The organism is Streptomyces sp. NPDC014623 (genome assembly GCF_043088245.1).
Classification (GTDB): domain Bacteria; phylum Actinomycetota; class Actinomycetes; order Streptomycetales; family Streptomycetaceae; genus Streptomyces.
In genome coordinates this window covers 118,035-140,743 of record NZ_JBIBZU010000003.1, presented here as the reverse complement: position 1 = coordinate 140,743, position 22,709 = coordinate 118,035, and the positions used below count along the sequence as shown (strand labels likewise).

At 71.8% G+C, this 22,709-nt stretch carries 19 protein-coding genes; 15 read left to right on the top strand and 4 right to left on the bottom strand.

Annotated features, from left to right (window positions below; translation table 11 throughout):
- Positions 1–5: 5 nt before the first annotated feature.
- The gene (locus tag ACF1FZ_RS06985; protein WP_391772331.1) at positions 6–779 is read right to left on the bottom strand and encodes a hypothetical protein; all 774 of its coding nucleotides are present in this window, start codon (positions 777–779) and stop codon (positions 6–8) included.
- 85 nt (positions 780–864) lie between these two features.
- Between ACF1FZ_RS06985 and ACF1FZ_RS06980 the strand changes: the two genes are divergently transcribed.
- The 8 genes from ACF1FZ_RS06980 to ACF1FZ_RS06945 all read left to right on the top strand — a co-directional run bounded on the left by ACF1FZ_RS06980 (position 865) and on the right by ACF1FZ_RS06945 (position 12,362).
- A complete protein-coding gene (locus ACF1FZ_RS06980) occupies positions 865–1,653 on the top strand; it encodes an adenosylcobinamide-GDP ribazoletransferase (RefSeq protein ID WP_391772330.1) in 789 nt (262 codons plus the stop codon).
- A 169-nt stretch (positions 1,654–1,822) separates the two neighbouring features.
- Complete coding sequence (locus ACF1FZ_RS06975) at positions 1,823–3,382, top strand: leucyl aminopeptidase (RefSeq protein WP_391772329.1); 1,560 nt, start codon at positions 1,823–1,825, stop codon at positions 3,380–3,382.
- Positions 3,383–3,725: 343 nt separating this feature from the next.
- A complete protein-coding gene (gene lpdA / locus ACF1FZ_RS06970; RefSeq protein WP_033299943.1) occupies positions 3,726–5,114 on the top strand; it encodes a dihydrolipoyl dehydrogenase in 1,389 nt (462 codons plus the stop codon).
- Positions 5,115–5,170: 56 nt separating this feature from the next.
- On the top strand, positions 5,171–7,003 hold the full coding sequence (gene sucB, locus ACF1FZ_RS06965; RefSeq protein ID WP_391772328.1) for a 2-oxoglutarate dehydrogenase, E2 component, dihydrolipoamide succinyltransferase: 1,833 nt from the start codon (positions 5,171–5,173) through the stop codon (positions 7,001–7,003).
- 148 nt (positions 7,004–7,151) lie between these two features.
- Positions 7,152–7,775 carry a GntR family transcriptional regulator gene (locus ACF1FZ_RS06960; protein WP_391772327.1) on the top strand — a complete coding sequence of 208 codons (624 nt, stop codon included), beginning with the start codon at positions 7,152–7,154 and terminating at the stop codon, positions 7,773–7,775.
- Between the two features lie 270 nt (positions 7,776–8,045).
- Positions 8,046–10,715 carry a pyruvate dehydrogenase (acetyl-transferring), homodimeric type gene (aceE, locus tag ACF1FZ_RS06955; protein WP_391772326.1) on the top strand — a complete coding sequence of 890 codons (2,670 nt, stop codon included), beginning with the start codon at positions 8,046–8,048 and terminating at the stop codon, positions 10,713–10,715.
- A 76-nt stretch (positions 10,716–10,791) separates the two neighbouring features.
- The gene (locus tag ACF1FZ_RS06950; protein WP_391772325.1) at positions 10,792–11,772 is read left to right on the top strand and encodes a helix-turn-helix transcriptional regulator; all 981 of its coding nucleotides are present in this window, start codon (positions 10,792–10,794) and stop codon (positions 11,770–11,772) included.
- A 71-nt stretch (positions 11,773–11,843) separates the two neighbouring features.
- The gene (locus ACF1FZ_RS06945; protein ID WP_391772606.1) at positions 11,844–12,362 is read left to right on the top strand and encodes a DUF4240 domain-containing protein; all 519 of its coding nucleotides are present in this window, start codon (positions 11,844–11,846) and stop codon (positions 12,360–12,362) included.
- A gap of 29 nt (positions 12,363–12,391) precedes the next feature.
- On the opposite strand, the gene ACF1FZ_RS06940 is transcribed toward ACF1FZ_RS06945, so the two are convergent.
- A complete protein-coding gene (locus ACF1FZ_RS06940; protein WP_391772324.1) occupies positions 12,392–12,919 on the bottom strand; it encodes a GNAT family N-acetyltransferase in 528 nt (175 codons plus the stop codon).
- Positions 12,920–12,998: 79 nt separating this feature from the next.
- Between ACF1FZ_RS06940 and ACF1FZ_RS06935 the strand changes: the two genes are divergently transcribed.
- Together ACF1FZ_RS06935 and ACF1FZ_RS06930 are read left to right on the top strand one after the other, a co-directional pair.
- Positions 12,999–13,898, top strand: a complete 900-nt coding sequence (locus tag ACF1FZ_RS06935) for a TIGR01777 family oxidoreductase (RefSeq protein ID WP_391772323.1) — start codon at positions 12,999–13,001, stop codon at positions 13,896–13,898.
- A 185-nt stretch (positions 13,899–14,083) separates the two neighbouring features.
- Positions 14,084–15,403 (top strand): NAD(P)/FAD-dependent oxidoreductase, encoded by a 1,320-nt coding sequence (locus ACF1FZ_RS06930; protein WP_391772322.1) that lies wholly within the window; start codon positions 14,084–14,086, stop codon positions 15,401–15,403.
- 67 nt (positions 15,404–15,470) lie between these two features.
- On the opposite strand, the gene ACF1FZ_RS06925 is transcribed toward ACF1FZ_RS06930, so the two are convergent.
- Positions 15,471–17,084, bottom strand: coding sequence for a regulator (locus ACF1FZ_RS06925; protein WP_391772321.1), 1,614 nt, complete (start codon positions 17,082–17,084; stop codon positions 15,471–15,473).
- Positions 17,085–17,397: 313 nt separating this feature from the next.
- Between ACF1FZ_RS06925 and lipB the strand changes: the two genes are divergently transcribed.
- The 4 genes from lipB to ACF1FZ_RS06905 all read left to right on the top strand — a co-directional run bounded on the left by lipB (position 17,398) and on the right by ACF1FZ_RS06905 (position 20,521).
- A complete protein-coding gene (gene lipB / locus ACF1FZ_RS06920) occupies positions 17,398–18,216 on the top strand; it encodes a lipoyl(octanoyl) transferase LipB (RefSeq protein WP_391772320.1) in 819 nt (272 codons plus the stop codon).
- A gap of 126 nt (positions 18,217–18,342) precedes the next feature.
- Entirely contained in the window at positions 18,343–19,311 is a 969-nt protein-coding gene (lipA, locus tag ACF1FZ_RS06915) for a lipoyl synthase (RefSeq protein ID WP_391772319.1), read from the top strand.
- A 271-nt stretch (positions 19,312–19,582) separates the two neighbouring features.
- A complete protein-coding gene (locus ACF1FZ_RS06910; protein WP_391772318.1) occupies positions 19,583–19,783 on the top strand; it encodes a hypothetical protein in 201 nt (66 codons plus the stop codon).
- A 30-nt stretch (positions 19,784–19,813) separates the two neighbouring features.
- Positions 19,814–20,521 (top strand): DUF4191 domain-containing protein, encoded by a 708-nt coding sequence (locus tag ACF1FZ_RS06905; protein ID WP_391772317.1) that lies wholly within the window; start codon positions 19,814–19,816, stop codon positions 20,519–20,521.
- Between the two features lie 79 nt (positions 20,522–20,600).
- Here ACF1FZ_RS06905 and ACF1FZ_RS06900 read toward each other — a convergent pair whose 3' ends face one another.
- Positions 20,601–21,068 (bottom strand): RDD family protein, encoded by a 468-nt coding sequence (locus ACF1FZ_RS06900; protein WP_391772316.1) that lies wholly within the window; start codon positions 21,066–21,068, stop codon positions 20,601–20,603.
- Positions 21,069–21,290: 222 nt separating this feature from the next.
- Here ACF1FZ_RS06900 and glnA point away from each other — a divergent pair, with 222 nt between their 5' ends.
- Positions 21,291–22,700 carry a type I glutamate--ammonia ligase gene (gene glnA / locus ACF1FZ_RS06895; RefSeq protein ID WP_391772315.1) on the top strand — a complete coding sequence of 470 codons (1,410 nt, stop codon included), beginning with the start codon at positions 21,291–21,293 and terminating at the stop codon, positions 22,698–22,700.
- The last annotated feature ends 9 nt before the right edge of the window (positions 22,701–22,709 follow it).

The following is a 22,709-nucleotide window of genomic DNA, read 5'->3' as shown; positions in this document are numbered from 1 at the left end:
GCCGCTCAGGCCTCCCCGCCGGGGCGGGGACCCGGCAGCGGGTTCCTGTCCGGGGCCCCGCCGATCAGGTCCTGGAACCTGCGCCGCGGACCCGCCCAGCGGACATCATGGTGGTACGCCCTCAGCACCGCCCTGGCCCGGGCCCGGTGGCGCCGCCGGTAGAAGCGCTTCGCCCACAGGGACGCGGGCCGGGCCAGCCGGAGGGCGCCGATCAGCGCGATGAACGGGACGAGCGTGCCGACCACCGCCATCCGGGCCTTGCCCTTGCCCAGGGCGATCAGCACCAGCCCGAAGTTGAAGGCGTAGGTCAGGACGACGCCGAGCCTGTCCTGCTGTTCCTCGCCGCTCAGTTCGTCCACGCCGAGCGGTGAGAAGCCGGCGAGCACGAGCAGGACCAGTGAGGCGGTGAGGACGACCACCTCCACGCTCCGGCGGCCCTCCTCGGTCCAGTACACGTCGTCCAGGTGCAGGATCAGCGCGAACTCGTCGAGCACCAGGCCCGCCCCCGCCCCGAAGACCACGGCGAAGACCCCCGCGGCGGCACCGTGATGACCGCTCGCCACCGCGCCGAAGCCGCCGGCCACCGACAGCACGACGCCGGGAACCACGTGATGGACGTGCACACCGCCGGGTGTGATGTTGCGGAAGGGGCCCTTCCCCGCCCTGATCATCCGGGTGATCGTCCGGGTGACGGCGAAGGTCAGCACGAAGGCGCTCAGGGCGAGCAGCAGCGGGAGTTTGCCCGGTTCGACGATGTTCTGCTGGAACCAGTGACCCATGCCACCTCCACCCGGAGACCCGCCTGTACGGTTCCGGTCACTTTGCCCGATCCGGCGGGCCGCCGCACCGGCTAGCCTGCGCGCGGTGACCTCCCTGAACAGCCACGGCCCGCGATTCGCCTTCGGCACCCTGACCGCGCTCCCCGTCCGCGTCTCCCGCTGGGACCGCGGGGCCGCCCGCGCCGGCATGCTGTGCGCCCCGCTCGCCGGGCTCGCCGTGGGGCTGATCGCCGCCGTCCCCGGCGTGCTGTTCCTGTTCGGCGGATCGGGCCCCCTCGTCGCGGCGGTCGTCTCCACCGCGCTCCCCGCCGCGCTGACCCGTGGGCTGCACCTGGACGGGCTCGCGGACACCGCCGACGGGCTCGGCAGCGCCAAGCCGGCCGAGGACGCGCTGCGGATCATGAAGCAGTCGGACATCGGCCCGTTCGGTGTGGTCACCCTGTTGTTCGTGCTGCTGGCTCAGGTCGCCGCTCTCGTCGAGCTGTACGGCCGCGGCTGGGCGGACGGCGCGCTCGGCACCGTCGCCGCCGCCGTGACGGCCCGGCTCGCCCTCACGCTGGCCTCACGCCGAGGCGTCCCACCCGCCCGGCCGGAGGGCCTCGGAGCCGCGGTGGCGGGCACCGTCCCGCCCCGGGCCGCGGCGGCCGTGGCCTGTGCGGTGGTCGCGTGCTGCGCGGCGGCCGGCGCGTTGCTGGGCGGACCCGGTGCCGCTCTGCACCACGCCCTCGCCGCCCTGGCCGGTCTCGGCGCCGCCCAGGTGATGCTGCGTCACTGCGTGCGGCGCTTCGGCGGGGTGACAGGTGATGTGTTCGGCGCGGTGGAGGAGACGGCCGCCACCACGGCCCTGCTGTCGCTGTCCCTGGCCCTGGGCTAGGGGCACCGGGGGCTGCCCGCCCTCCCCGGACGGCCCCGCCCCGTGAGCCGGACGCACGGGCGCGCGTAGGCTCGTTCCCGGCGCACCCGGCGGGATCTACGATGCGCTGGGCACGGTCGGCCCACCCCTCGACCGGCACACAACTCAACGGAAGCGAGAATTCACCACCGTGACTGCTCTCACTCTCAGCACCTCAGGTGCGGCGACGCTGCGCGCCGACGCACTCGTCGTCGGTCTCGCCAAGGGAGCTGGATCCAAGGATGGACGCCTGGTCCTCGCACCGGGCGCCGAGGCCGTGGACAAGGCGTTCGACGGAAAGCTCGCCACCGTCCTGGAGACCCTGGGTGCCTCGGGTGCCGAGGGCGAAGTGACCAAGCTTCCCGCCCCGTCCGGCCTCAAGGTCCCGGTCGTCGTCGCGGTCGGGCTCGGCCCGGTCCCCGCGAAGGACGGCGCGTACGACACGGAGGCGCTGCGCCGGGCCGCGGGCAGCGCCGCGCGTGCGCTGAAGGGTTCGAAGAAGGCCGGCTTCGCGCTGCCGACGGAGTCCGCCGAGGACGCCGGGGCCGTCGCGGAGGGCGCCCTGCTGGGCGCGTACGCGTTCACCGCCTACCAGCGCGGCGAGAACAAGCTCGCCCCCAAGGGCTCCGAGTCCGGCAAGGCCGAGGCGAAGCTCCCCCTCGGCGAGGTCGCCCTGCTGGGCACCAAGCCGCGTGACAAGGCCTTCAAGGCGGCCGCCGAGCGCGCCGTCGCGGTGGCCGAGGAGATCAACCGGGCCCGCGACCTGGTCAACACCCCGCCGAACGACCTGTACCCCGAGTCCTTCGCGGCCGTGGCCACGGCCGCCGGCAAGGAGCACGGCATCAAGGTGCAGGTCCTGGACGAGAAGGCGCTCGTCAAGGGCGGCTACGGCGGTCTGCTCGGTGTCGGCCAGGGCTCCACGCACGGTCCGCGCCTGGTCAAGCTGGCCTACACCCACCCGAAGGCGGAGAAGACACTCGCCCTGGTCGGCAAGGGCATCACCTACGACTCGGGCGGCATCTCGCTCAAGCCGGCCGGGCACAACGAGACGATGAAGTGCGACATGGCCGGTGCCGCCGCCGTGTTCGCCGCCGTCGTCTCGGCCGCCCGCCTCGGCCTGCGGGTCAACGTCACCGGCTGGCTGGCCCTCGCCGAGAACATGCCGTCCGGCGACGCCACCCGCCCCGGCGACGTGCTGCGCATGTACAGCGGCAAGACCGTCGAGGTCCTCAACACCGACGCCGAGGGCAGGCTGGTCCTCGCCGACGCGCTGACCCGCGCCTCGGAGGAGAAGCCGGACGCGATCGTCGACGTGGCGACCCTGACGGGTGCGATGGTCCTGGCCCTCGGCAACCGCACCTTCGGCGTGATGGCCAACGACGACGCGTTCCGTACGTCGATCCACGAGATCGCCGAGGAGGCCGGTGAGGCCTCCTGGCCGATGCCGCTCCCCGCCGAACTGCGCAAGGGCATGGACTCCCCGACCGCCGACATCGCCAACATGGGCGAGCGGATGGGCGGCGGTCTGGTGGCCGGTCTGTTCCTGCAGGAGTTCGTGGGCGAGGGCATCGCCTGGGCGCACCTGGACATCGCGGGCCCGGCCTTCCACGAGGGCGCGCCGTACGGCTACACGCCCAAGGGCGGCACCGGCTCCGCGGTCCGCACCCTGGTGCGGCTGGCGGAGCGCACCGCGGCCGGCGACCTCGGCTGAGTGCCGGAGCCGGGGTCCGCGCGCGGACCCCGCGCGTGAGGTCCGCCTGCGCCACCGACGGCCCCGGGCATACGTCCGGGGCCGTCGGTGTTCACCCGACGGCTCCGACCGGCATTTCTCGGACATTTGTACGTATCGGTAACCGGTACGGCCGGATCTTCGTCCGGCCCGGAGCAGGGGCCCGCGTCCCGTCCGCCCGCAACAAGTGCGAAGATGGGTTCTCGGCAGGACAGGGCCCCCACCACAGGGCCGAATAACGCAAGCGGCCGCACACCAGCCGACCGGCCGGTCACACCCCAGCGACGGGGCCCGGCATACGGCGCACATGCATGGAGGACGTGACGTGGCGAACGACGCCAGCACCGTTTTCGACCTAGTGATCCTCGGCGGTGGCAGTGGCGGTTACGCCGCGGCCCTGCGCGGAGCTCAGCTGGGCCTGGACGTCGCACTGATCGAGAAGGGCAAGGTCGGCGGCACCTGCCTGCACAACGGCTGCATCCCCACGAAGGCGCTGCTGCACGCCGGCGAGATCGCCGACCAGGCCCGCGAGGCCGAGCAGTTCGGCGTGAAGGCCACCTTCGAGGGCATCGACATGGAGGCCGTCCACAAGTACAAGGACGACGTGATCTCGGGCCTGTACAAGGGTCTGCAGGGTCTCATCGCCTCGCGCAAGGTGCACTACATCGAGGGTGAGGGCCGCCTTTCGTCGGCCACCTCGGTGGACGTCAACGGCCAGCGCGTCCAGGGCCGCCACGTGCTGCTGGCGACCGGTTCCGTGCCGAAGTCGCTGCCCGGCCTGGAGATCGACGGCAACCGCATCATCTCCTCGGACCACGCGCTGAAGCTGGACCGCGTGCCGAAGTCCGCGATCGTCCTGGGCGGCGGCGTCATCGGCGTCGAGTTCGCCTCGGCCTGGAAGTCCTTCGGGACCGAGGTCACGATCGTCGAGGGTCTGAAGCACCTGGTCCCGGTCGAGGACGAGAACAGCTCCAAGCTTCTTGAGCGCGCTTTCCGCAAGCGCGGCATCAAGTTCAACCTCGGCACCTTCTTCGACAAGGCCGAGTACACGCAGGACGGCGTGCGGGTGACCCTCGCCGACGGCAAGACCTTCGAGGCGGAGGTGCTGCTGGTCGCGATCGGCCGCGGCCCGGTCTCGCAGGGGCTGGGTTACGAGGAGGCGGGGGTCGCGATGGACCGCGGCTACGTCCTCGTCGACGAGTACATGCAGACCAACGTGCCGACGATCTCGGCCGTCGGTGACCTGGTCCCGACCCTTCAGCTCGCGCACGTCGGCTTCGCCGAGGGCATCCTGGTGGCTGAGCGGCTCGCCGGCCTCAAGACCGTGCCGGTCGACTACGACGGCGTGCCGAAGGTGACGTACTGCCACCCCGAGGTCGCCTCCGTCGGCATCACCGAGGCCAAGGCCAAGGAGATCTACGGCGCGGACAAGGTCGTCGCCCTCAAGTACAACCTCGCGGGCAACGGCAAGAGCAAGATCCTGAAGACCGCGGGCGAGATCAAGCTCGTCCAGGTCAAGGACGGTGCCGTGGTCGGCGTCCACATGGTCGGTGACCGTATGGGCGAGCAGGTCGGCGAAGCGCAGCTGATCTACAACTGGGAGGCGCTGCCGGCCGAGGTCGCGCAGCTCATCCACGCCCACCCGACGCAGAACGAGGCGATGGGCGAGGCTCACCTGGCCCTGGCCGGCAAGCCTCTCCACTCCCATGACTGATCCAGTCCCGGGGACGACCGACCACTTCCGCACTTTTGTAAGGAGCAACTGAAACCATGTCGGTTTCCGTAACCCTTCCGGCGCTCGGCGAGAGCGTCACCGAGGGCACTGTCACCCGTTGGCTGAAGGCCGAGGGCGAGCGCGTCGAGGCTGACGAGCCGCTGCTCGAGGTCTCGACCGACAAGGTCGACACCGAGATCCCCGCGCCCGCCTCCGGTGTGCTCGCGTCCATCAAGGTCGCCGAGGACGAGACCGTCGAGGTCGGCGCCGAGCTGGCGACCATCGACGACGGTTCGGGCGCGCCCGCCGCCGCCGAAGCCCCGGCCGCCGAGCCGGAGGCCGCCCCGGCCCCGGCCGAAGAGGCACCGGCCCCCGCCGCCGAGGCACCCGCCGCCGAGGCCCCCGCCGCCGAGGCCCCCGCAGCGGCTCCGGCCGGTGGCGCCTCCGGCACCGACGTCACCCTCCCCGCGCTCGGCGAGAGCGTCACCGAGGGCACCGTCACCCGCTGGCTGAAGGAGGTCGGCGAGGAGGTCGCGGAGGACGAGCCGCTGCTCGAGGTCTCCACGGACAAGGTCGACACCGAGATCCCCGCGCCGGTCGCCGGCGTTCTCCTGGAGATCGTCGTCGCCGAGGACGAGACCGCCGAGGTGGGCGCCAAGCTCGCCGTCATCGGTGCTCCGGGTTCCGCCCCGGCGGAGCCCGCTCCGGCAGAGCCCGCTCCGGCGGAGCCCGCCCCGGCCCCCGCCGAGACCCAGGCCCCGGCACCGGCCGCTCCGGCCCCCGCCGAGACCCAGGCCCCGGCCGCCCCGGCGGAGCCCGCCCCGGCCCCCGCCGAGACCCAGGCCCCGGCTCCCGCCGCTCCGGCCCCGGCACCGGCCGCTCCGGCCCCGGCTCCCGCCGCTCCGGCCGCGTCCGCTCCGGCTCCGGCCGCGTCCGCCGCTGCTCCGGCCGCGTCCGCCGGCGACGACGGTGCGTACGTCACGCCGCTGGTCCGTAAGCTCGCCGCCGAGAACGGTGTCGACCTGGGCGCCGTGAAGGGCACCGGCGTCGGCGGCCGTATCCGCAAACAGGACGTCGTCGCCGCGGCGGAGGCCGCCAAGGCCGCCGCCGCTCCGGCACCGGCCGCCGCTCCGGCGGCCAAGGCCGCGCCGAAGGTCGAGGCGTCCCCGCTGCGCGGTCAGACGGTCAAGATGACCCGTATGCGCAAGGTCATCGGCGACAACATGATGAAGGCCCTGCACTCGCAGGCCCAGCTGACCACGGTCATCGAGGTCGACATCACCAAGCTGATGAAGCTGCGCAACCAGGCGAAGGAGTCCTTCGCCGCCCGTGAGGGCGTCAAGCTGTCCCCGATGCCGTTCTTCGTGAAGGCGGCGGCCCAGGCGCTGAAGGCCCACCCGGTCGTCAACGCCCGGATCAACGGGGACGAGGGCACCATCACGTACTTCGACTCGGAGAACATCGGCATCGCCGTGGACGCCGAGAAGGGTCTGATGACCCCGGTCATCAAGGGTGCGGGCGACCTGAACATCGCCGGTATCGCGAAGAAGACCGCCGAGCTGGCCGGCAAGGCCCGCGGTGGCGGCCTCACCCCGGACGACATGTCCGGCGCGACCTTCACCGTCAGCAACACCGGTTCGCGCGGTGCGCTGTTCGACACGGTCATCGTGCCGCCGAACCAGGCAGCCATCCTGGGCATCGGCGCCACCGTCAAGCGTCCGGCGGTCATCGAGACCGCGGAGGGCACCGTCATCGGCGTCCGTGACATGACCTACCTCTCGCTCTCCTACGACCACCGTCTGGTGGACGGCGCCGACGCCGCCCGTTACCTGACGACGGTCAAGGCGATCCTCGAGGCGGGCGAGTTCGAGGTCGAGCTCGGCCTCTGAGTCCCGCAGTTGTAACCAGCCTCACCAGCGGCGCCCCCGTCCGGAACACTTCCGGGCGGGGGCGCCGCCGTATTGTCTAGGCACCACCGGTCATCTCCGGCCGCCGTGTCGGCGCAGGCAGTACCGGTTCGCCCCGAAGGAGCCACTCATGACCCCGCCCGTCGTCCACTCGCTGCGCGAACAGATCCGCGAGCACATCGTGGAAGGGATAGTCAGCGGGCGCTGGAAGCCGGGTGAACGGATCGTGGAGCGCCGGATCGCCACCGAGCTCGAGGTCAGCCAGACGCCCGTACGTGAGGCGCTGCGGGAGCTGGAGACACTGCGGCTGATCGAGTCGGCCCCCAACAAGGGCGTCCGGGTACGCAACCTCACCGCGGCCGACCTGGAGGAGAGCTACCCCGTACGGGCCGGGCTCGAGCAGATCGCGGCGGAGCTGGCGGCCCCGGCGCTCGGCGAGGACTGCTCGGCTCTCACCCCGCACGTGGCGGCACTGTACGAGGCGGACCGGCTGGCCGACGGCGAGGCACAGGTGCGGCACACGGTGGCCTTCCACCGCGAGATGGTGCGGGCCGCCGGAAACGCCGTCCTGCTGCACACCTGGGAGGGGCTGGGCATCGAGGTGTTCACGGCCCTGTCGATCCGCTGGCTGGGCACCGTGCAGAAGTCGTACGCGGAGGAGCACGAGGCGCTCATCGCGGCGTTCCTGCGGCAGGACCCCCAGATCGCCGTGCTGGTGAAGGAACACGTACTCGGGTGCGCGCCGCGCGCCTGAGGCCCGACTCGGCGCGAGCACGCCCATCTGGGACGCGGCCCGCTCGACCGTGCAGGTCAGCGCCCGTTTCGCACCCTTGGTCCCGTCACTCCGTGCCCCCTTCCGAGGCACCGCATGCCACTTTTCTTCATATCGAGAAGTTTTGCCCTTCACCCTTTGATCGATCATCGATCGGCGACTTACAGTTCATTCGCGGGCCCACCGGCCCGATCGCCCTGTCCTGCCAGTCAGGGCCTTCTCCACCCCCCTCCACTCCGGAAGGCGGCGATCATGACCGACCCCGTAGCAAAGCTTCCGAGCGAGCTCGACCAGCTCCCGGACCGCGACCCCGAGGAGACCGCCGAGTGGGCGGCCTCCCTGGACGCCGTCACCAAGGCCGCGGGCCCGCACCGCGCCGCGTACCTGATGCGGCGTTCGCTCCAGCACGCGGAGGGCGCCGGCATCGCGCTGCCCAAACTGCTGGAGAGCGATTACGTCAACACCATCCCCACCTCCGCCGAGCCCGCGTTCGACGGCGACCTGGAGATGGAATCGAAGATCACCGCGTGGAACCGCTGGAACGCGGCCGCGATGGTCACCCGTGGCGCCCGGTACGGCGTCGGCGGTCACATCGCCACGTTCGCCTCGGCGGCCTGGCTGTACGAGACCGGCTTCAACCACTTCTTCCGCGGCAAGGAAGGCGACGGCTCCGGCGACCAGCTCTACATCCAGGGCCACGCCTCGCCCGGCATCTACGCCCGCGCCTTCCTCGACGGCCGCCTGGGCGAGCAGCAGCTCGACAACTTCCGTCAGGAGTCCGGGGGCGACGGCCTGCCGTCCTACCCTCACCCGCGGCGGCTGCCCTGGCTGTGGGAGTTCCCCACGGTGTCGATGGGCCTCGGTCCGCTGTCGGCGATCTACCAGGCGCGCTTCAACCGCTACCTGACCAACCGCAAGATCAAGGACACGTCGAACTCGCACGTCTGGGCCTTCCTGGGCGACGGCGAGATGGACGAGCCCGAGTCGACCGCCGCCCTCGCCCTCGCGGCGCGTGAGCAGCTCGACAACCTGACCTTCGTCATCAACTGCAACCTGCAGCGCCTCGACGGCCCGGTCCGCGCCAACTTCCGCGTGGTCCAGGAGCTCGAGGGCGCGTTCCGCGGGGCCGGCTGGAACGTCATCAAGACGCTCTGGGGCAACGCCTGGGACGAGCTGTTCCAGCTGGACACGACCGGCGCGCTGATCCGCCGGCTCCGTGAGGTCCCGGACGCGCAGTTCCAGACGTACGCGACGCGTGACGTGGCCTATATCCGCGAGCACTTCTTCGGCGCCGAGCCCGCCCTCGCCGAGCTGGCGAAACTGCTGAGCGACGCGAAGATCGCCGAGTGTTTCTACAGCTCCCGCGGCGGCCACGAGGCCCGCAAGGTGTACGCGGCCTACCGCGCGGCGCTCGAGCACAAGGGCGCGCCGACCGTGATCCTGGCCCAGACGGTCAAGGGCTACACGCTCGGCAAGGGCTTCGAGTCCAAGAACGCCAACCACCAGATGAAGAAGCTGTCGATCGACGAGTTCAAGGGCATGCGCGAGCTGCTCGGCCTCCCGATCCCGGACAGCGCCTTCGAGGACGGGCTGGTCCCCTACGGCCACCCGGGCGCCGACTCCCCCGAGGTCCGCTACCTCCAGGAGCGCCGTGCCGCCCTCGGCGGCCCGGCCCCCGCCCGCCGGGTGCACTCCGTGGCGCTGCCCCAACCGGAGGAGCGCGCCTTCAAGGCCCTGTACAAGGGGTCGGGCAAGCAGGAGATGGCCACCACCATGGCGTTCGTCCGCCTGGTGAAGGACCTGATGCGGGACAAGGAGACCGGCAGGCGCTGGGTCCCGATCGTCCCGGACGAGGCCCGTACCTTCGGTATGGAGTCGCTGTTCCCCTCGGCCGGCATCTACTCCCCGCTCGGTCAGACGTACGAGCCGGTCGACCGCGACCAGCTCATGTACTACAAGGAGGCCAAGGACGGCCAGATCCTCAACGAGGGGATCACCGAGGCCGGTGCCATGGCCGACTTCATCGCCGCCGCTTCGTCGTACGCGACGCACGGCGAGACGATGATCCCGTTCTACATCTTCTACTCGATGTTCGGCTGGCAGCGGACCGGCGACCAGATGTGGCAGCTCGCCGACCAGCTCGGCAAGGGCTTCATCGTCGGCGCCACGGCGGGCCGTACGACGCTCACCGGCGAGGGCCTCCAGCACGCGGACGGCCACTCGCACCTGATCGCTTCCACGAACCCCGCGTCGCTCAACTACGACCCGGCGTTCGCGTACGAGATCGCGGTGATCGTCAAGGACGGTCTGCGCCGGATGTACGGCCCCGACGCGGAGAACGTCTTCTACTACCTGACGGTCTACAACGAGCCGAAGCAGCAGCCCGCGATGCCCGAGGGCGTCGAGGAGGGCATCGTCAAGGGCCTGTACCGCTTCAAGGAGGGCGCGTCCGCCGCGGCGGACGCGCCACGCCTCCAGCTGATCGGTTCCGGCACGGCGATCCACTGGGCCCTGGAGGCCCAGGAGCTGCTGGCCGCCGACTGGGGTGTCACGGCCGACGTCTGGTCCGCCACCTCGTGGGGCGAGCTGCGCCGCGACGCCCTGGAGTGCGACGAAGCGCTGCTCCGCGGCGAGGAGCGCGTGCCCTACGTGACCCAGGCGCTCTCCGGCGCGCCGGGCCCGGTACTCGCGGTCAGCGACTGGATGCGCGCCGTCCCGGACCAGATCAGCCAGTGGGTCGAGCAGGACTGGTCCTCGCTGGGCACGGACGGCTTCGGCATCTCGGACACCCGCGAGGGCGCCCGCCGCCACTTCGGCGTCGACGCCCGGTCCGTCGCGGTCGCCGCGCTGGCTCAGCTGGCCCGCAGCGGCGAGATCCCGGCCTCCAAGGTCAAGGAGGCCCGGGAGAAGTACGGGATGTGAGTCCGCGCGGGGGCGGGTACCGGTCGTCCGGTGCCCGCCCCCGCCGTGCTCGCCGGGCACGCCCCACAATGGGTCCATGCGTGCTGCCCGGCTGATCAAGATGGTGCTGCTCCTGCAGTCCCGGCCCTCGATGACCGCCGCCGAACTGGCCGGGGAACTGGAGGTGTCGGAGCGCACCGTGACCCGGGACGCCCAGGCACTGTCCGAGGCGGGTGTGCCGGTGTACGCCGAGCGTGGCCGGGCGGGCGGTTACCGGCTCGTGGGCGGCTACCGGACACGGCTCACCGGGCTGGCCCGTCATGAGGCCGAGGCCCTCTTCCTGTCCGGACTGCCCTCCGCCCTGCGCGAGATGGGACTCCACGACGCCGCCTCGGCCGCCCGGCTGAAGGTGTCGGCCGCCCTGCTCCCCTCGCTCCGGGACGCCTCGCGCACCGCCGCTCAGCGCTTCCATCTGGACGCCCCCGGCTGGTACCACGATCCGGCCACCCCCGGGCTGCTGCCCGCCGTCGCGGAAGCGGTCTGGGACGACCGGCTGGTCCGGGCCACCTACCGCCGCCGGCCCTCGGGCGAGGTGGAGCGGGAGCTGGCCCCGCACGGGCTCGTGCTGAAGGCCGGCGTCTGGTACCTCTGCGCCCGGGCCGGGGACGACTTCCGGGTGTACCGGATCGACCGGTTCACCGCCGTCACCGTGTCGGAGACCCGCTTCGTCCGGGACGAGGACTTCGACCTGCCCCGGTTCTGGGAGGAGCGGGCCGCGCAGTTCGCCCGGTCGATCCTGCGTACCGAGGTGACCGTACGGCTGTCGCAGGAGGGCGTGCGGCGTCTTGTGCACCTCGTGGACCGGGCTGCCGTCGAGGAGGCGCTGGCCGGGGCCGGCGGGCCCGGCCCGGACGGCCGGCGCACGGTCGTCCTGCCGGTGGAGTCCGAGGAGGTGGCGTACGGCCAGCTGCTGGCTCTCGGGGCCGAGGTGGAGGTCCTGGCTCCCGCAGCCCTGCGCGAACGTTTCTCCGATACCGCCGAACGACTGCGCGAGCTCTATCGCCGAAGTGGCTCGTAAATGATGCCGAAAGCTTCATTTCGGTGTCTGGGCGTGCGTCGCCCGCCCTCGGAGCCGATGCTGGACCCGTGATGGACGAGACGGAGTTCTGGGAGATCATCGACAGCACCCGCGAGGCCGCCGAGGGCGATCCCGAGGACCACGCCGATCTGCTGGTCGAACGGCTGGTGCGACTCGATCCCGACTCCGTGCTGGATTTCGCCAGGCACTTCGAGGCCCGCTACAACCGTGCGTACCGCTGGGACCTGTGGGGTGCGGCGGCCGTGCTGCTGGGCGGGGCGGACGACGACGCGTTCGACTACTTCCGCTGCTGGCTGATCGCACAGGGCCGGGAGGTCTTCGAGGGCGCGGTGCACGATCCGGACAGCCTCGCCGAGTTGCTGGAGGACTTCGACGAGGAGCTCGACGGGGACGGCGAGGACCTCGGCTACGCCGCCGACGAGGCCTACGAACAGCTCACCGGGGCGGTCACTCCCGACCTGGGGCTGCCGCCGCAGCCGGCGGAGCCGGCGGGCACGCCGTTCGGCTTCGACGACAGGGAACTGGCGCAGCGTTACCCCGCCCTCCGGGAACGCTTCGGCCCGGTCTGAGCGGCGGGCGACGACGCCCGGCCCGGGGTTCAGGCCGTCAGTGAACGGCCCATCAGGACGTCGTCGACGTACCGTCCGCCCAGGAGGAACTCGCCGGGCAGGACGCCCTCGACGACGAAGCCCTCCGCCGCGTAGAGCGACCGCGCGGCGCTGTTGTGACCCAGCACGCGCAGGGTGATCCGTCCGGCGCCCTGGCGCCGCGCCTCGGCGTACGAGGCGTGCAGCAGTGCCCGCGCGACGCCGTGGCGCCGCGCCCAGTCCGCGACGGCGAGGCCCTGTATCTGACGGACGTGGGCGTTGCAGGCGAGCGGGGTCGGGCGTCCCAGCCGGAGGTAGCCGGCCGCGCGCACCCGGCCCGTGTCCGTGACGGCCTCCGCGACCAGGAACTCGCCGGGCGGGTGCCGGTCGTCGAAGAAGGGCTCGTAGGGCGGCTGCGGCCTCGGCTGCACGGCGTGGAGGGTCGACCAGGTGGCCCGGTCCAGCTCCCCGAGCGCGGTCTCGTCCTCGGGGACGGCGGGACGGACAGGGAGGAGGGACCGTAGCTGCGGTGCGGACATGCGCGTCACTGTGCCACACGCCGTGGCTCCTCTCCTCCGCTTCCGCGTGACGGAGGGCACATGGGGCAGGATGGCCGTCATGCCGCATTCCCGTATCGCCGTCACAGGATCGACCGGACTCATCGGGGCGGCGCTCGTGCGCTCGCTGCGTGCCGACGGGCACGAGGTGGTGCGCCTGGTGCGCCGGCCGGCCTCGACCGCCGACGAGGTCGAGTGGGACCCGAAGCGCCAGTACGTCGATGTGGCGGGCCTGGCCGGCTGCGACGCGGTCGTACACCTCGCCGGCGCCGGGGTCGGGGACCACAGGTGGACCGAGGCGTACAAGCGGGAGATCCGTGACAGCCGGGTGCTCGGCACGGCGGCCGTCGCCGAGGCGGTGGCCTCCCTGGACACCCCGCCGAAGGTGCTGTTGTCCGGCTCCGCCATCGGTTTCTACGGTGACACGGGCGACCGGGCCGTCGACGAGGACGCACCGCCCGGCGAGGGCTTCCTGCCGTCCGTGTGCGTGGAGTGGGAGGAGGCCACGGCTCCCGCCGAAGAGGCGGGCGTGCGCACGGTCCACGCCCGGACCGGTCTGGTCGTCTCCCGGCGGGGCGGAGCCTGGGGGCGGCTCTTCCCGCTCTTCAAGGCGGGGCTCGGCGGGCGGCTGGGGAACGGCAGGCAGTACTGGAGCTTCATCGCGCTGCACGACCACATCGCGGCGCTGCGGCACATCCTGGACACGGAGACGCTGTCCGGACCGGTGAACCTGACGGGACCCTCCCCCGTCACCAACGGGCAGGTGACCGCCGCCATGGGGCGGGTGCTGCGACGCCCCACGCTGTTCACCGCCCCGGCGCCCGCGCTGAAGGCCGCGCTCGGGGACTTCGCCGGGGACGTCCTGGCCAGCCAGCGGGTGCTGCCCGGCCAACTTCTCGACTCGGGCTTCGTGTTCGCCTTCCCGGGGATCGATGACGCCATCCGCGCCGCACTGCGCTGACCGGGGCCTGGCCTGGCCCGGGCCCCCGGCCGGGCAGCCGCGCGCGCCCCGGGCACCGGTGCCCGGGGCGCGCGCGGCTGCGCCTCTCTCGGCCATACGCCCAACCTCGGCCCGAACTCGGGCATTCCGGGGGCCTGATGGGGGCAATAGCCCCCCACCAGTCGCACCGACCCGGGGAGGGGCACGTGCTCAGGGCACACACAGCAGACCACGCGGATGTGGTCATCATCGGGGCCGGGATCGCCGGCCTGTCGGCGGCCCACCAGCTGGTCAGCGCCGGAGTGGACGTCAGCGTTCTGGAAGCCGCCGCACACGTGGGCGGCCGGATGGCCACCCACGACGTGGACGGTTTCCGGCTCGACCATCTGGGCCCGCTGCTCAGTTCCGCGTATCCGGAGCTGAGTACCACCGCCGGACTCGGCGAACTGGTGCTGCGGGACTTCGCCCCCGGGGTGCTCGTCCACAGCGAGGGGCGGCAGTACCGCGCCGGGGACGTACGGAGCGCGCGAGGTGCGCTCCGGGCCGTTCGCTCCCGGCCGAGCGCCCCTCGCGCGCCCTTGGGCGGGGCGATCGAACAGGCCAGGCTCGGTGCCTGGCTGGCCCGTCTCGCCACCACTCCGGAATCCCGGATCCTGGCCCGGCCCGACAGGGCCGCACACGAGACGCTGCCGGCGCGCGGCCTCCCTCCCCGTGTCGTGGACGGATTCCTGCGCCCCCTGCTCTCGGCGCTGCTCGGTGACCCCGGGCTCACCACGTCGAGCCGCGTCGCCGACCTCACCCTCCGGGACTACGCCCGCGGCCGGCTCTGTGTGCCCTCGGGCGGTTCCGCGACGCTGCCCGGGCTGCTGGCGGCGGCCCTGCCGCCCGGGACCGTGCGCACGGGGGTGCACGTGACGGCCGCCGGCACCACCTCCGTACGCACCAAGGAGCACGGGGAGCTCGGCTGCCGGTCGCTCCTGCTGGCCACCGGTGCGGGAGCCGCCGCCGAGCTGCTGCCGGGCCTGCGGGTACCCGCGTTCCACCCGGTGACCGTGGTGCACCACACGAGCGGGCAGGGACCGGAACCGACGACGGGCCGCCGGCTGCTGCTGGACGCGGACCGCTCGGGTCCGGTCTCCCACACCGCCGTGATGAGCGAGGTCGACCCCTCGCGCGCGCCGAGCGGCCGGACCCTGATCACGTCCACGGTGCCCGGCCCCCCGCCGCCGGACCTCGACGGCGAGGTGCGCGCACACCTCGCCGCGCTGTACGGCACGCCCACCGACGACTGGGAGCTGCTGGCCGCCCATCACGATCCGGAGGCGGTCCCCGCCATGTCCCCGCCGCACGATCCGCGCCGGCCGGTCCGGCTGCTCGCCGGGCTGTACGTGTGCGGCGACCACCGCGACACCAGCACGGTCCAGGGAGCGCTCCGGTCGGGCAGGCGCGCCGCCTCGGCGATCCTCACGGATCTGGGGGTGCGCCGGGGGGAGGCGGACGGGACGGAACTGCCCGCCGTGGCGTAGGGGCTTCCCGGCCGGATCAGGCCGGAACCCCTCCGGGCGCCGGCACGATCGTACGGAGGGGTCCGGGTCAGCCCAGCGCGGCGACCCGGTCGCGGTACCCCCGTACGGCGACGGCGTCCCTGTACGGCTCCAGGCGGCGCTCGAAGTCCCGTACGTATTCCGTGGCGCGCACCGAGCGCATCTCCGCCGCCTGCTGGGCCGCCTCGGCGCCCAGCAGGCACGCCTGGTCCAGCTCGCCGAGTCCCAGCCGCGCGGAGGCGAGCACCACCCGGCAGAAGAGCCTGCTCCGGGCATACGCCGGTGCGCGCAGCTGGAGCGACCGCTCGGCGTGCTGGGCCGCGACGCGGTACTGCTGCAGATCGCGGTGGCAGTGGCCGAACTCGTCGGCGAGCTGGGCCTCGTCGTAGTAACGGGCCCAGTGCGGCACGTCGTCCCCGGGGCGCGAGGCACCCAGCGCGCGTTCCGCCCGTACGAGCGCGGCGACACAGGCCCTGGTCTCGCCGAGGACGCCGTGTCCGCGCGCCTCGACCGCGTGCAGCAGCGCCATGACGACGGGCGGCGCGGAGGAGCCGATGCCCTGGTGCGCGACGCGTGCGAGCTGGACGGCTTCCCTGCCGTGCCCGAGGTAGACCGCCTGCCTGCTCATCGTGACCAGCACGAAGGCACCGTACGCCCGGTCCCCGGCGGCCTGGGCGAGCCGCAGCGCCTGGACGAAATAGCGCTGGGCGAGGCCGTGCGCCGCGATGTCGTACGAGGTCCAGCCGGCCAGCCGCGTCAGATCGGCCGCGGCGGAGAACAGCCGGCGGCCGATCGCCTCGCCGTAGCTCCCGCGGAGCATGGGTTCGGCCTCGTGTTCCAGGTACCGGACGAGGGCCTGCCTGGCGTGGCCGCCGCCGTAGGAGTTGTCCAGCGTGCGGAACAGCTCGCCCACCGAGCGCAGGGCGGCCACGTCCCCGCTGCCGACCCGCTGGCCCGTGCCACGGTCGGTCTGCCGCTGACGCGGGACGCCCAGGGGCGGCGCCGTGGGGGCGGGCGGGCGGGAGGGGCCGGGGCCGCGGGTACCGCCGGCCCGGCGGACGCCCGCCCCGTATGCCGTGCCGGGTGCCTGCAGCGCGCCGGACCCGTCGGCCGGGTGGAGCCCGTGCGGAGTCCGTGCCTCCTGGGCCTCGGCGGGCGTGCGCGGGGAGGGCAGGCCGCTGGTGCCGTTCGCGCGGTCCGGACGCTCACCGCGGCCGACCCGTTCGTCGGCCCGCCCGATCAGCCAGTCCCTGCTGGGGACGACCAGTCCTGCGGGCGTGAACGCGATCTTGCGCAGCTCCGCATGGCTCCCCGAGTCCTTGCGCCACAGCCCGCTGACGATGTCCACCGCCTCGGCGGGCGTGGCCGCGAACTCCAGACCGGCGTAGACGGGCGCGCACGCGTCCAGGCCGAGGTCCTGCGCGGAGAGACGGCGTCCGAGCCGTCTGGTGAAGACCTCGGCGATCAGCGCGGGGGTGGTGCCCCGGGGCTGCTGACCGCGCAGCCAGCGGGTCACCGAGGTCTTGTCGTATCGCAGGTCGAGCCCGTGTTCGAGGCCGAGCTGGTCCACCCGGCGGGCCAGGCCCGCGTGGGAGAACCCCGCTTCCGCGATGAGGGCAGCGAGCCGCCGGTTCGGGGTGCGCTGCGGAGGTCGTTCCGACATCAGCTGCAAGGTCTCCTGCCTTCGGCGCCGGGCGGGCAGCCCTTACGGGCTCCTCCACGAGTGGGAGCGGGCGAGCCCGTCATGGAACGGCGCGAATTTAACTGTCCCGGCGGCGGCTCCGACGGCCTTCGCTCCACATTCATCCGATCGTGTGAGGACTGTCGGACCACTGACGGGACCCGCTCGTCCGCGACCTGCCGGGCCCCGCGTTCCGGAGCGGTCGTACAGTGGCTCAGGGCGCACATGAGTGCATGGTGGCGTGGCTCCGGGGACACCCCCGGCCCTCCGGCACCGCGAGTAGGGAGGCACCCGAGTGAGTGAGCTGCGGTTCGTCCGTCTGGGATTCGGTGAGGAACGGGTCGACTACCAGGAGGCCTGGCAGAAGCAGCGCGAGGTGCATGCCGCCCGGTTCGAGGACGCCGTCCCCGACACCTGCCTGCTCCTCGAGCACCCGCCCGTCTACACCGCGGGACGGCGCACCACGGAGAGCGAACGCCCGCTGGACGGCACCCCCGTCGTCGACGTCGACCGCGGCGGGAAGATCACCTGGCACGGTCCGGGACAGCTCGTCGGCTACCCGATCATGAAGCTGCCCCGTCCGGTGGACGTGGTCGCCCATGTCCGCCGCCTCGAGGACGCGCTGATCCGTACGGCCGCCGAGTTCGGCGTGGTGACCAGCCGGGTCGAGGGCCGCAGCGGCGTCTGGGTCCTCGGTGACCCGGTCGAGGACCGCCCCGCGCCCGGCGGGCTCTCGCTCGACTTCGACCCCCGGCTGCACGACGAGGAGTTCGATCCCCGGCTGAACGGCCCCGAGTACGCGCCGTCCAACGCCGGCCAGCGCCGCGAGGACCGCAAGCTGGCCGCGATCGGCATCCGGGTCGCCAAGGGTGTGACCATGCACGGCTTCGCGCTGAACGTGAACCCGGACAACACCTGGTTCGACAGGATCGTGCCGTGCGGCATCCGGGACGCGGGCGTGACCTCGCTCTCGTACGAACTCGGCCGCGAGATCACGATCGCCGAGGTCCTCCCCGTCGCGGAGAGACACCTGAGGGACGTCCTGGAGAACGCGGAGCTCGCGCCCCGCGTCGTCCGGGCCCCGGAGCCCCCGAAGGCCGCGGCGTCCGCCTGAGGGCGCGGTCCCCGCGGAACAGGGCCCCTCGGCCACAGGTTGGCCATACGTAAGACCGTTCTAACCACAGGCGTACCCTGGTGTTCGCCGAAGAATCCAATGCAGCGAAAGCAAAGGGGTGCCGGAGTGTCCGGTGTCGCACCCGACGGGCGCAAGATGCTGCGCCTGGAGGTCCGAAACAGCCAGACCCCCATCGAGCGCAAGCCCGAGTGGATCAAAACCCGGGCGAAGATGGGTCCCGAGTACACCAAGATGCAGGCGCTCGTGAAGGGCGAGGGACTGCACACCGTGTGCCAGGAGGCCGGCTGCCCGAACATCTACGAGTGCTGGGAGGACCGCGAGGCGACGTTCCTCATCGGCGGCGACCAGTGCACCCGGCGCTGCGACTTCTGCCAGATCGACACGGGGAAGCCGCAGGCGCTGGACCGTGACGAGCCGCGCCGCGTGGGTGAGTCCGTCGTGACGATGGACCTGAACTACGCCACGATCACCGGCGTCGCGCGCGACGACCTGGACGACGGCGGCGCGTGGCTGTACGCGGAGACCGTGCGCCAGATCCACGCGCAGACCGCCGGCCGGGAGGGCGGCGCCACGAAGGTGGAGCTGCTCATCCCCGACTTCAACGCGGAGCCCGCGCAGCTGGCCGAGGTCTTCTCCTCGCGCCCGCAGGTGCTCGCGCACAACGTCGAGACGGTGCCGCGGATCTTCAAGCGGATCCGGCCCGGCTTCCGCTACGAGCGCTCCCTGGAGGTCATCACGCGGGCCCGGGAGGCCGGCCTGGTGACGAAGTCCAACCTGATCCTCGGCATGGGCGAGACCCGCGAGGAAGTCAGCGAGGCGCTCCAGGACCTGTACGACGCGGGTTGCGAGCTCATCACGATCACGCAGTACCTCCGGCCCTCCGCACGGCACCACCCGGTCGAGCGCTGGGTGAAGCCGCACGAGTTCGTGGAGCTGAAGGACGAGGCCGACGCGATCGGTTACTCCGGCGTCATGTCGGGTCCGCTGGTGCGTTCCTCCTACCGCGCGGGACGGCTCTTCCAGCAGGCGATGGAGCGGCGCGGCGCGGCCTCCGCGCCCGCTCCGGTCCTGTGAATCGGCGCACAAGGCCCTACTGAACGGTAAGAGCCGCAACGACGCGGCCCGTACGTCCTCCGCAGGTCCGGGGGCCCGTATGGGCCGCGTCGGCGTGCGGGGCGCCGGAATCAGAGTTTCATTGGTGTTTGACCGACCGGTCATGCACTGGTAACACCGAACAGTGACCCTAGGTACACACGCGGTGGCTTCCTCAGCCGTCGCCGTCATCGCTTCCCGCTGTCCAGTGCGCGCCGGACGCGCGCACACGTTCCGAGGGGGAACACCCGCCATGCAGGCCGCACCGGTACGAGCCAACGCCATCCCTACCGTCACCACCGCACTCCGCGCGGTCGAGTCGCTGCTGATGAGCAGCGGCCAGCGCACCGCCCGCCGCAACGCCTGGACGGCGGTCCTGGAGGACCGCCGCAGGGCGCAGGACCGGGTCGAGGTGGAGTACGTGCTCAAGGCTGTGGCCGACCACCGTTCCTAGGCGGGTCCCGGGCCACGTAAACTTCGGTTCATGGCGAGGAAGGCAAACACCGACGGCGCGGACAGCGCCGAGAACGCAGGGCGGCTCAAGCAGATCGCCCTGACCTACAAGATGACCAGGCGGTCGGACCCCAAGGTGGGTCTCGTCGTCGCGGGTGTGGGAATCATCACCTTCGGTGTCCTCCTCGCCATCGGTTTCCTGATCGGTCACCCGGTCTACGCGGGCATCCTGGGCTTCGTACTGGCGTTCCTCGCGATGGCGATCATCTTCGGGCGGCGTGCCGAGCGCGCGGCCTTCGGCCAGATGGAGGGCCAGCCGGGCGCGGCCGCGGCGGTGCTGGACCGGGTGGGCCGTGGCTGGACCACGACTCCGGCCGTCGCGATGAACCGCAGCCAGGACGTCGTCCACCGGGCGGTCGGCAAGGCGGGCATCGTCCTGGTCGCCGAGGGCAACCCGAACCGGGTGAAGAGCCTGCTGGCGGCCGAGAAGAGGCGGATGGCCCGCATCGTCGTCGACGTACCGGTGCACGACATCATCGTCGGTGACGGCGAGGGCCAGGTGCCGCTGAAGAAGGTGCGCACCACGATGCTGAAGCTTCCGCGGGTCCTGACCGGACCGCAGGTGACCGCCGCCAACGACCGGCTCCGGGCGATGGGTGACCTGATGAGCAACATGCCGCTGCCGAAGGGACCGATGCCGAAGGGCATGCGGATGCCGCGCGGCGGAAAGATGCGCTGACCGGCCACATGCCATGGGAGCGGCCCCGGACGAATCCTCGTCCGGGGCCGCTCCCATGGCATGTGGCCGCCGGCGCGTCTCAGGTGCGGACCTGGACGGCGCGGGCCAGCCGGTCGTGGAGGCCGCGGCTGTCGCGGTCCCAGACGATGGCCGGGATCACCAGGAGGAGCAGCACGCTGCGGACGACGACCCGCACGGGGCCGAGCCGTCCGCCGTCCTCACCGATGACGCGCAGCCCCAGAAGCCGCTTGCCCGGGGTGGAACCGACCGTTCCGACCGTCAGCAGGCTCATGACGAGAAAGACGGCGAGCGCCCAGTTCCCGGTCGCCTGCTGGTCACCGCGAGCGATCAGCCCGTATGCGATCACCATGCACACGGCCCAGTCGATGAAGAGGGCCCCGAAGCGCCGGCCGAGCGGGGCCACGGACCCCGGCCCTTCCTGGGGCAGACCGAGGCGCTCGCCCCGGTAACCGAAGTCGGCGCCCATCTGCTCGGCCGCCGCGCGCGGCCCCGAGAGCCACGATCCGATTGCTTGCCTGTTGTCCACCCGTCCACGGTACTGCGCCCGCGTTTGCGCCAGGCCGGGCGGGGCACCGAACACGTCGTCGAGGTGCCGCCCGCAGGCGCCCTGGTTAACTTGTGCGAAACAAATGGGTCATGCTGGAGAAATCCCGTCTGCCTATGGTCGGGTCCAGCGTGTGCCACCGCACTGGCCGCACAAACGAGCTGCAACCCCGCCCTTTCCCGGGTCGGGAGTAGGAGGAGTTGGATGTTCCAGAACGCCGACGAAGTCCAGAAGTACATCGCCGACAACGACGTCAAGTTCGTCGACGTCCGGTTCTGCGACCTGCCGGGTGTGATGCAGCACTTCACGATCCCGGCGGCGTCCTTCGACCCGGCCGAGGAACTGGCTTTCGACGGCTCGTCGATCCGCGGCTTCCAGGCGATCCACGAGTCCGACATGGCGCTCCGCGCGGACCTGACGACGGCCCGTGTCGACCCGTTCCGCCGCGACAAGACCGTGAACATCAACTTCTTCATCCACGACCCGATCACCGGCGAGCAGTACAGCCGTGACCCGCGGAACGTGGCCAAGAAGGCCGAGGCCTACCTCACGTCGACCGGTATCGCCGACACCGCGTACTTCGGCCCCGAGGCCGAGTTCTACGTCTTCGACAACGTCCGTTTCCAGACGTCGGCGAACGAGAGCTTCTACCACATCGACTCCGAGGCCGGCGCCTGGAACACCGGTGCGGTCGAGAACAACCGTGGTTACAAGGTCCGCTACAAGGGCGGCTACTTCCCGACCCCGCCGGTCGACCACTTCGCCGACCTGCGCGCCGAGATCTCCATGGAGCTGGACAAGAACGGCCTCCAGGTCGAGCGCCAGCACCACGAGGTCGGCACCGCCGGCCAGGCCGAGATCAACTACAAGTTCAACACGCTGCTCGCCGCGGCCGACGACCTGATGCTCTTCAAGTACATCGTGAAGAACGTCGCCTGGCGCAACGGCAAGACCGCGACCTTCATGCCGAAGCCGATCTTCGGCGACAACGGCTCGGGCATGCACGTCCACCAGTCCCTGTGGTCCGGCGGCTCCCCGCTGTTCTACGACGAGCAGGGCTACGCGGGCCTTTCGGACATGGCGCGTTACTACATCGGCGGCATCCTGAAGCACGCCCCGTCGCTGCTGGCCTTCACCAACCCGACGGTGAACTCCTACCACCGCCTGGTCCCCGGCTTCGAGGCCCCGGTGAACATGGTGTACTCGCAGCGCAACCGCTCCGCCGCGATGCGTATCCCGATCACGGGCTCCAACCCGAAGGCCAAGCGCGTCGAGTTCCGCGCCCCCGACCCGTCCTCGAACCCGTACCTGGCGTTCTCGGCCCTGCTGATGGCCGGCCTGGACGGCGTCAAGAACAAGATCGAGCCGCCGGAGCCGATCGACAAGGACCTCTACGAGCTGGCCCCCGAGGAGCACGCGAGCGTCCAGCAGGTCCCGACCTCGCTCCCGGCGGTCCTCGACGCGCTCGAGGCCGACCACGAGTACCTCCAGGCCGGCGGGGTCTTCACGCCCGACCTGATCGAGACGTGGATCGACTACAAGCGGACCCACGAGATCGCCCCGATCCAGCTGCGCCCGCACCCGCACGAGTTCGAGCTGTACTTCGACCTCTAGGGGTCACGG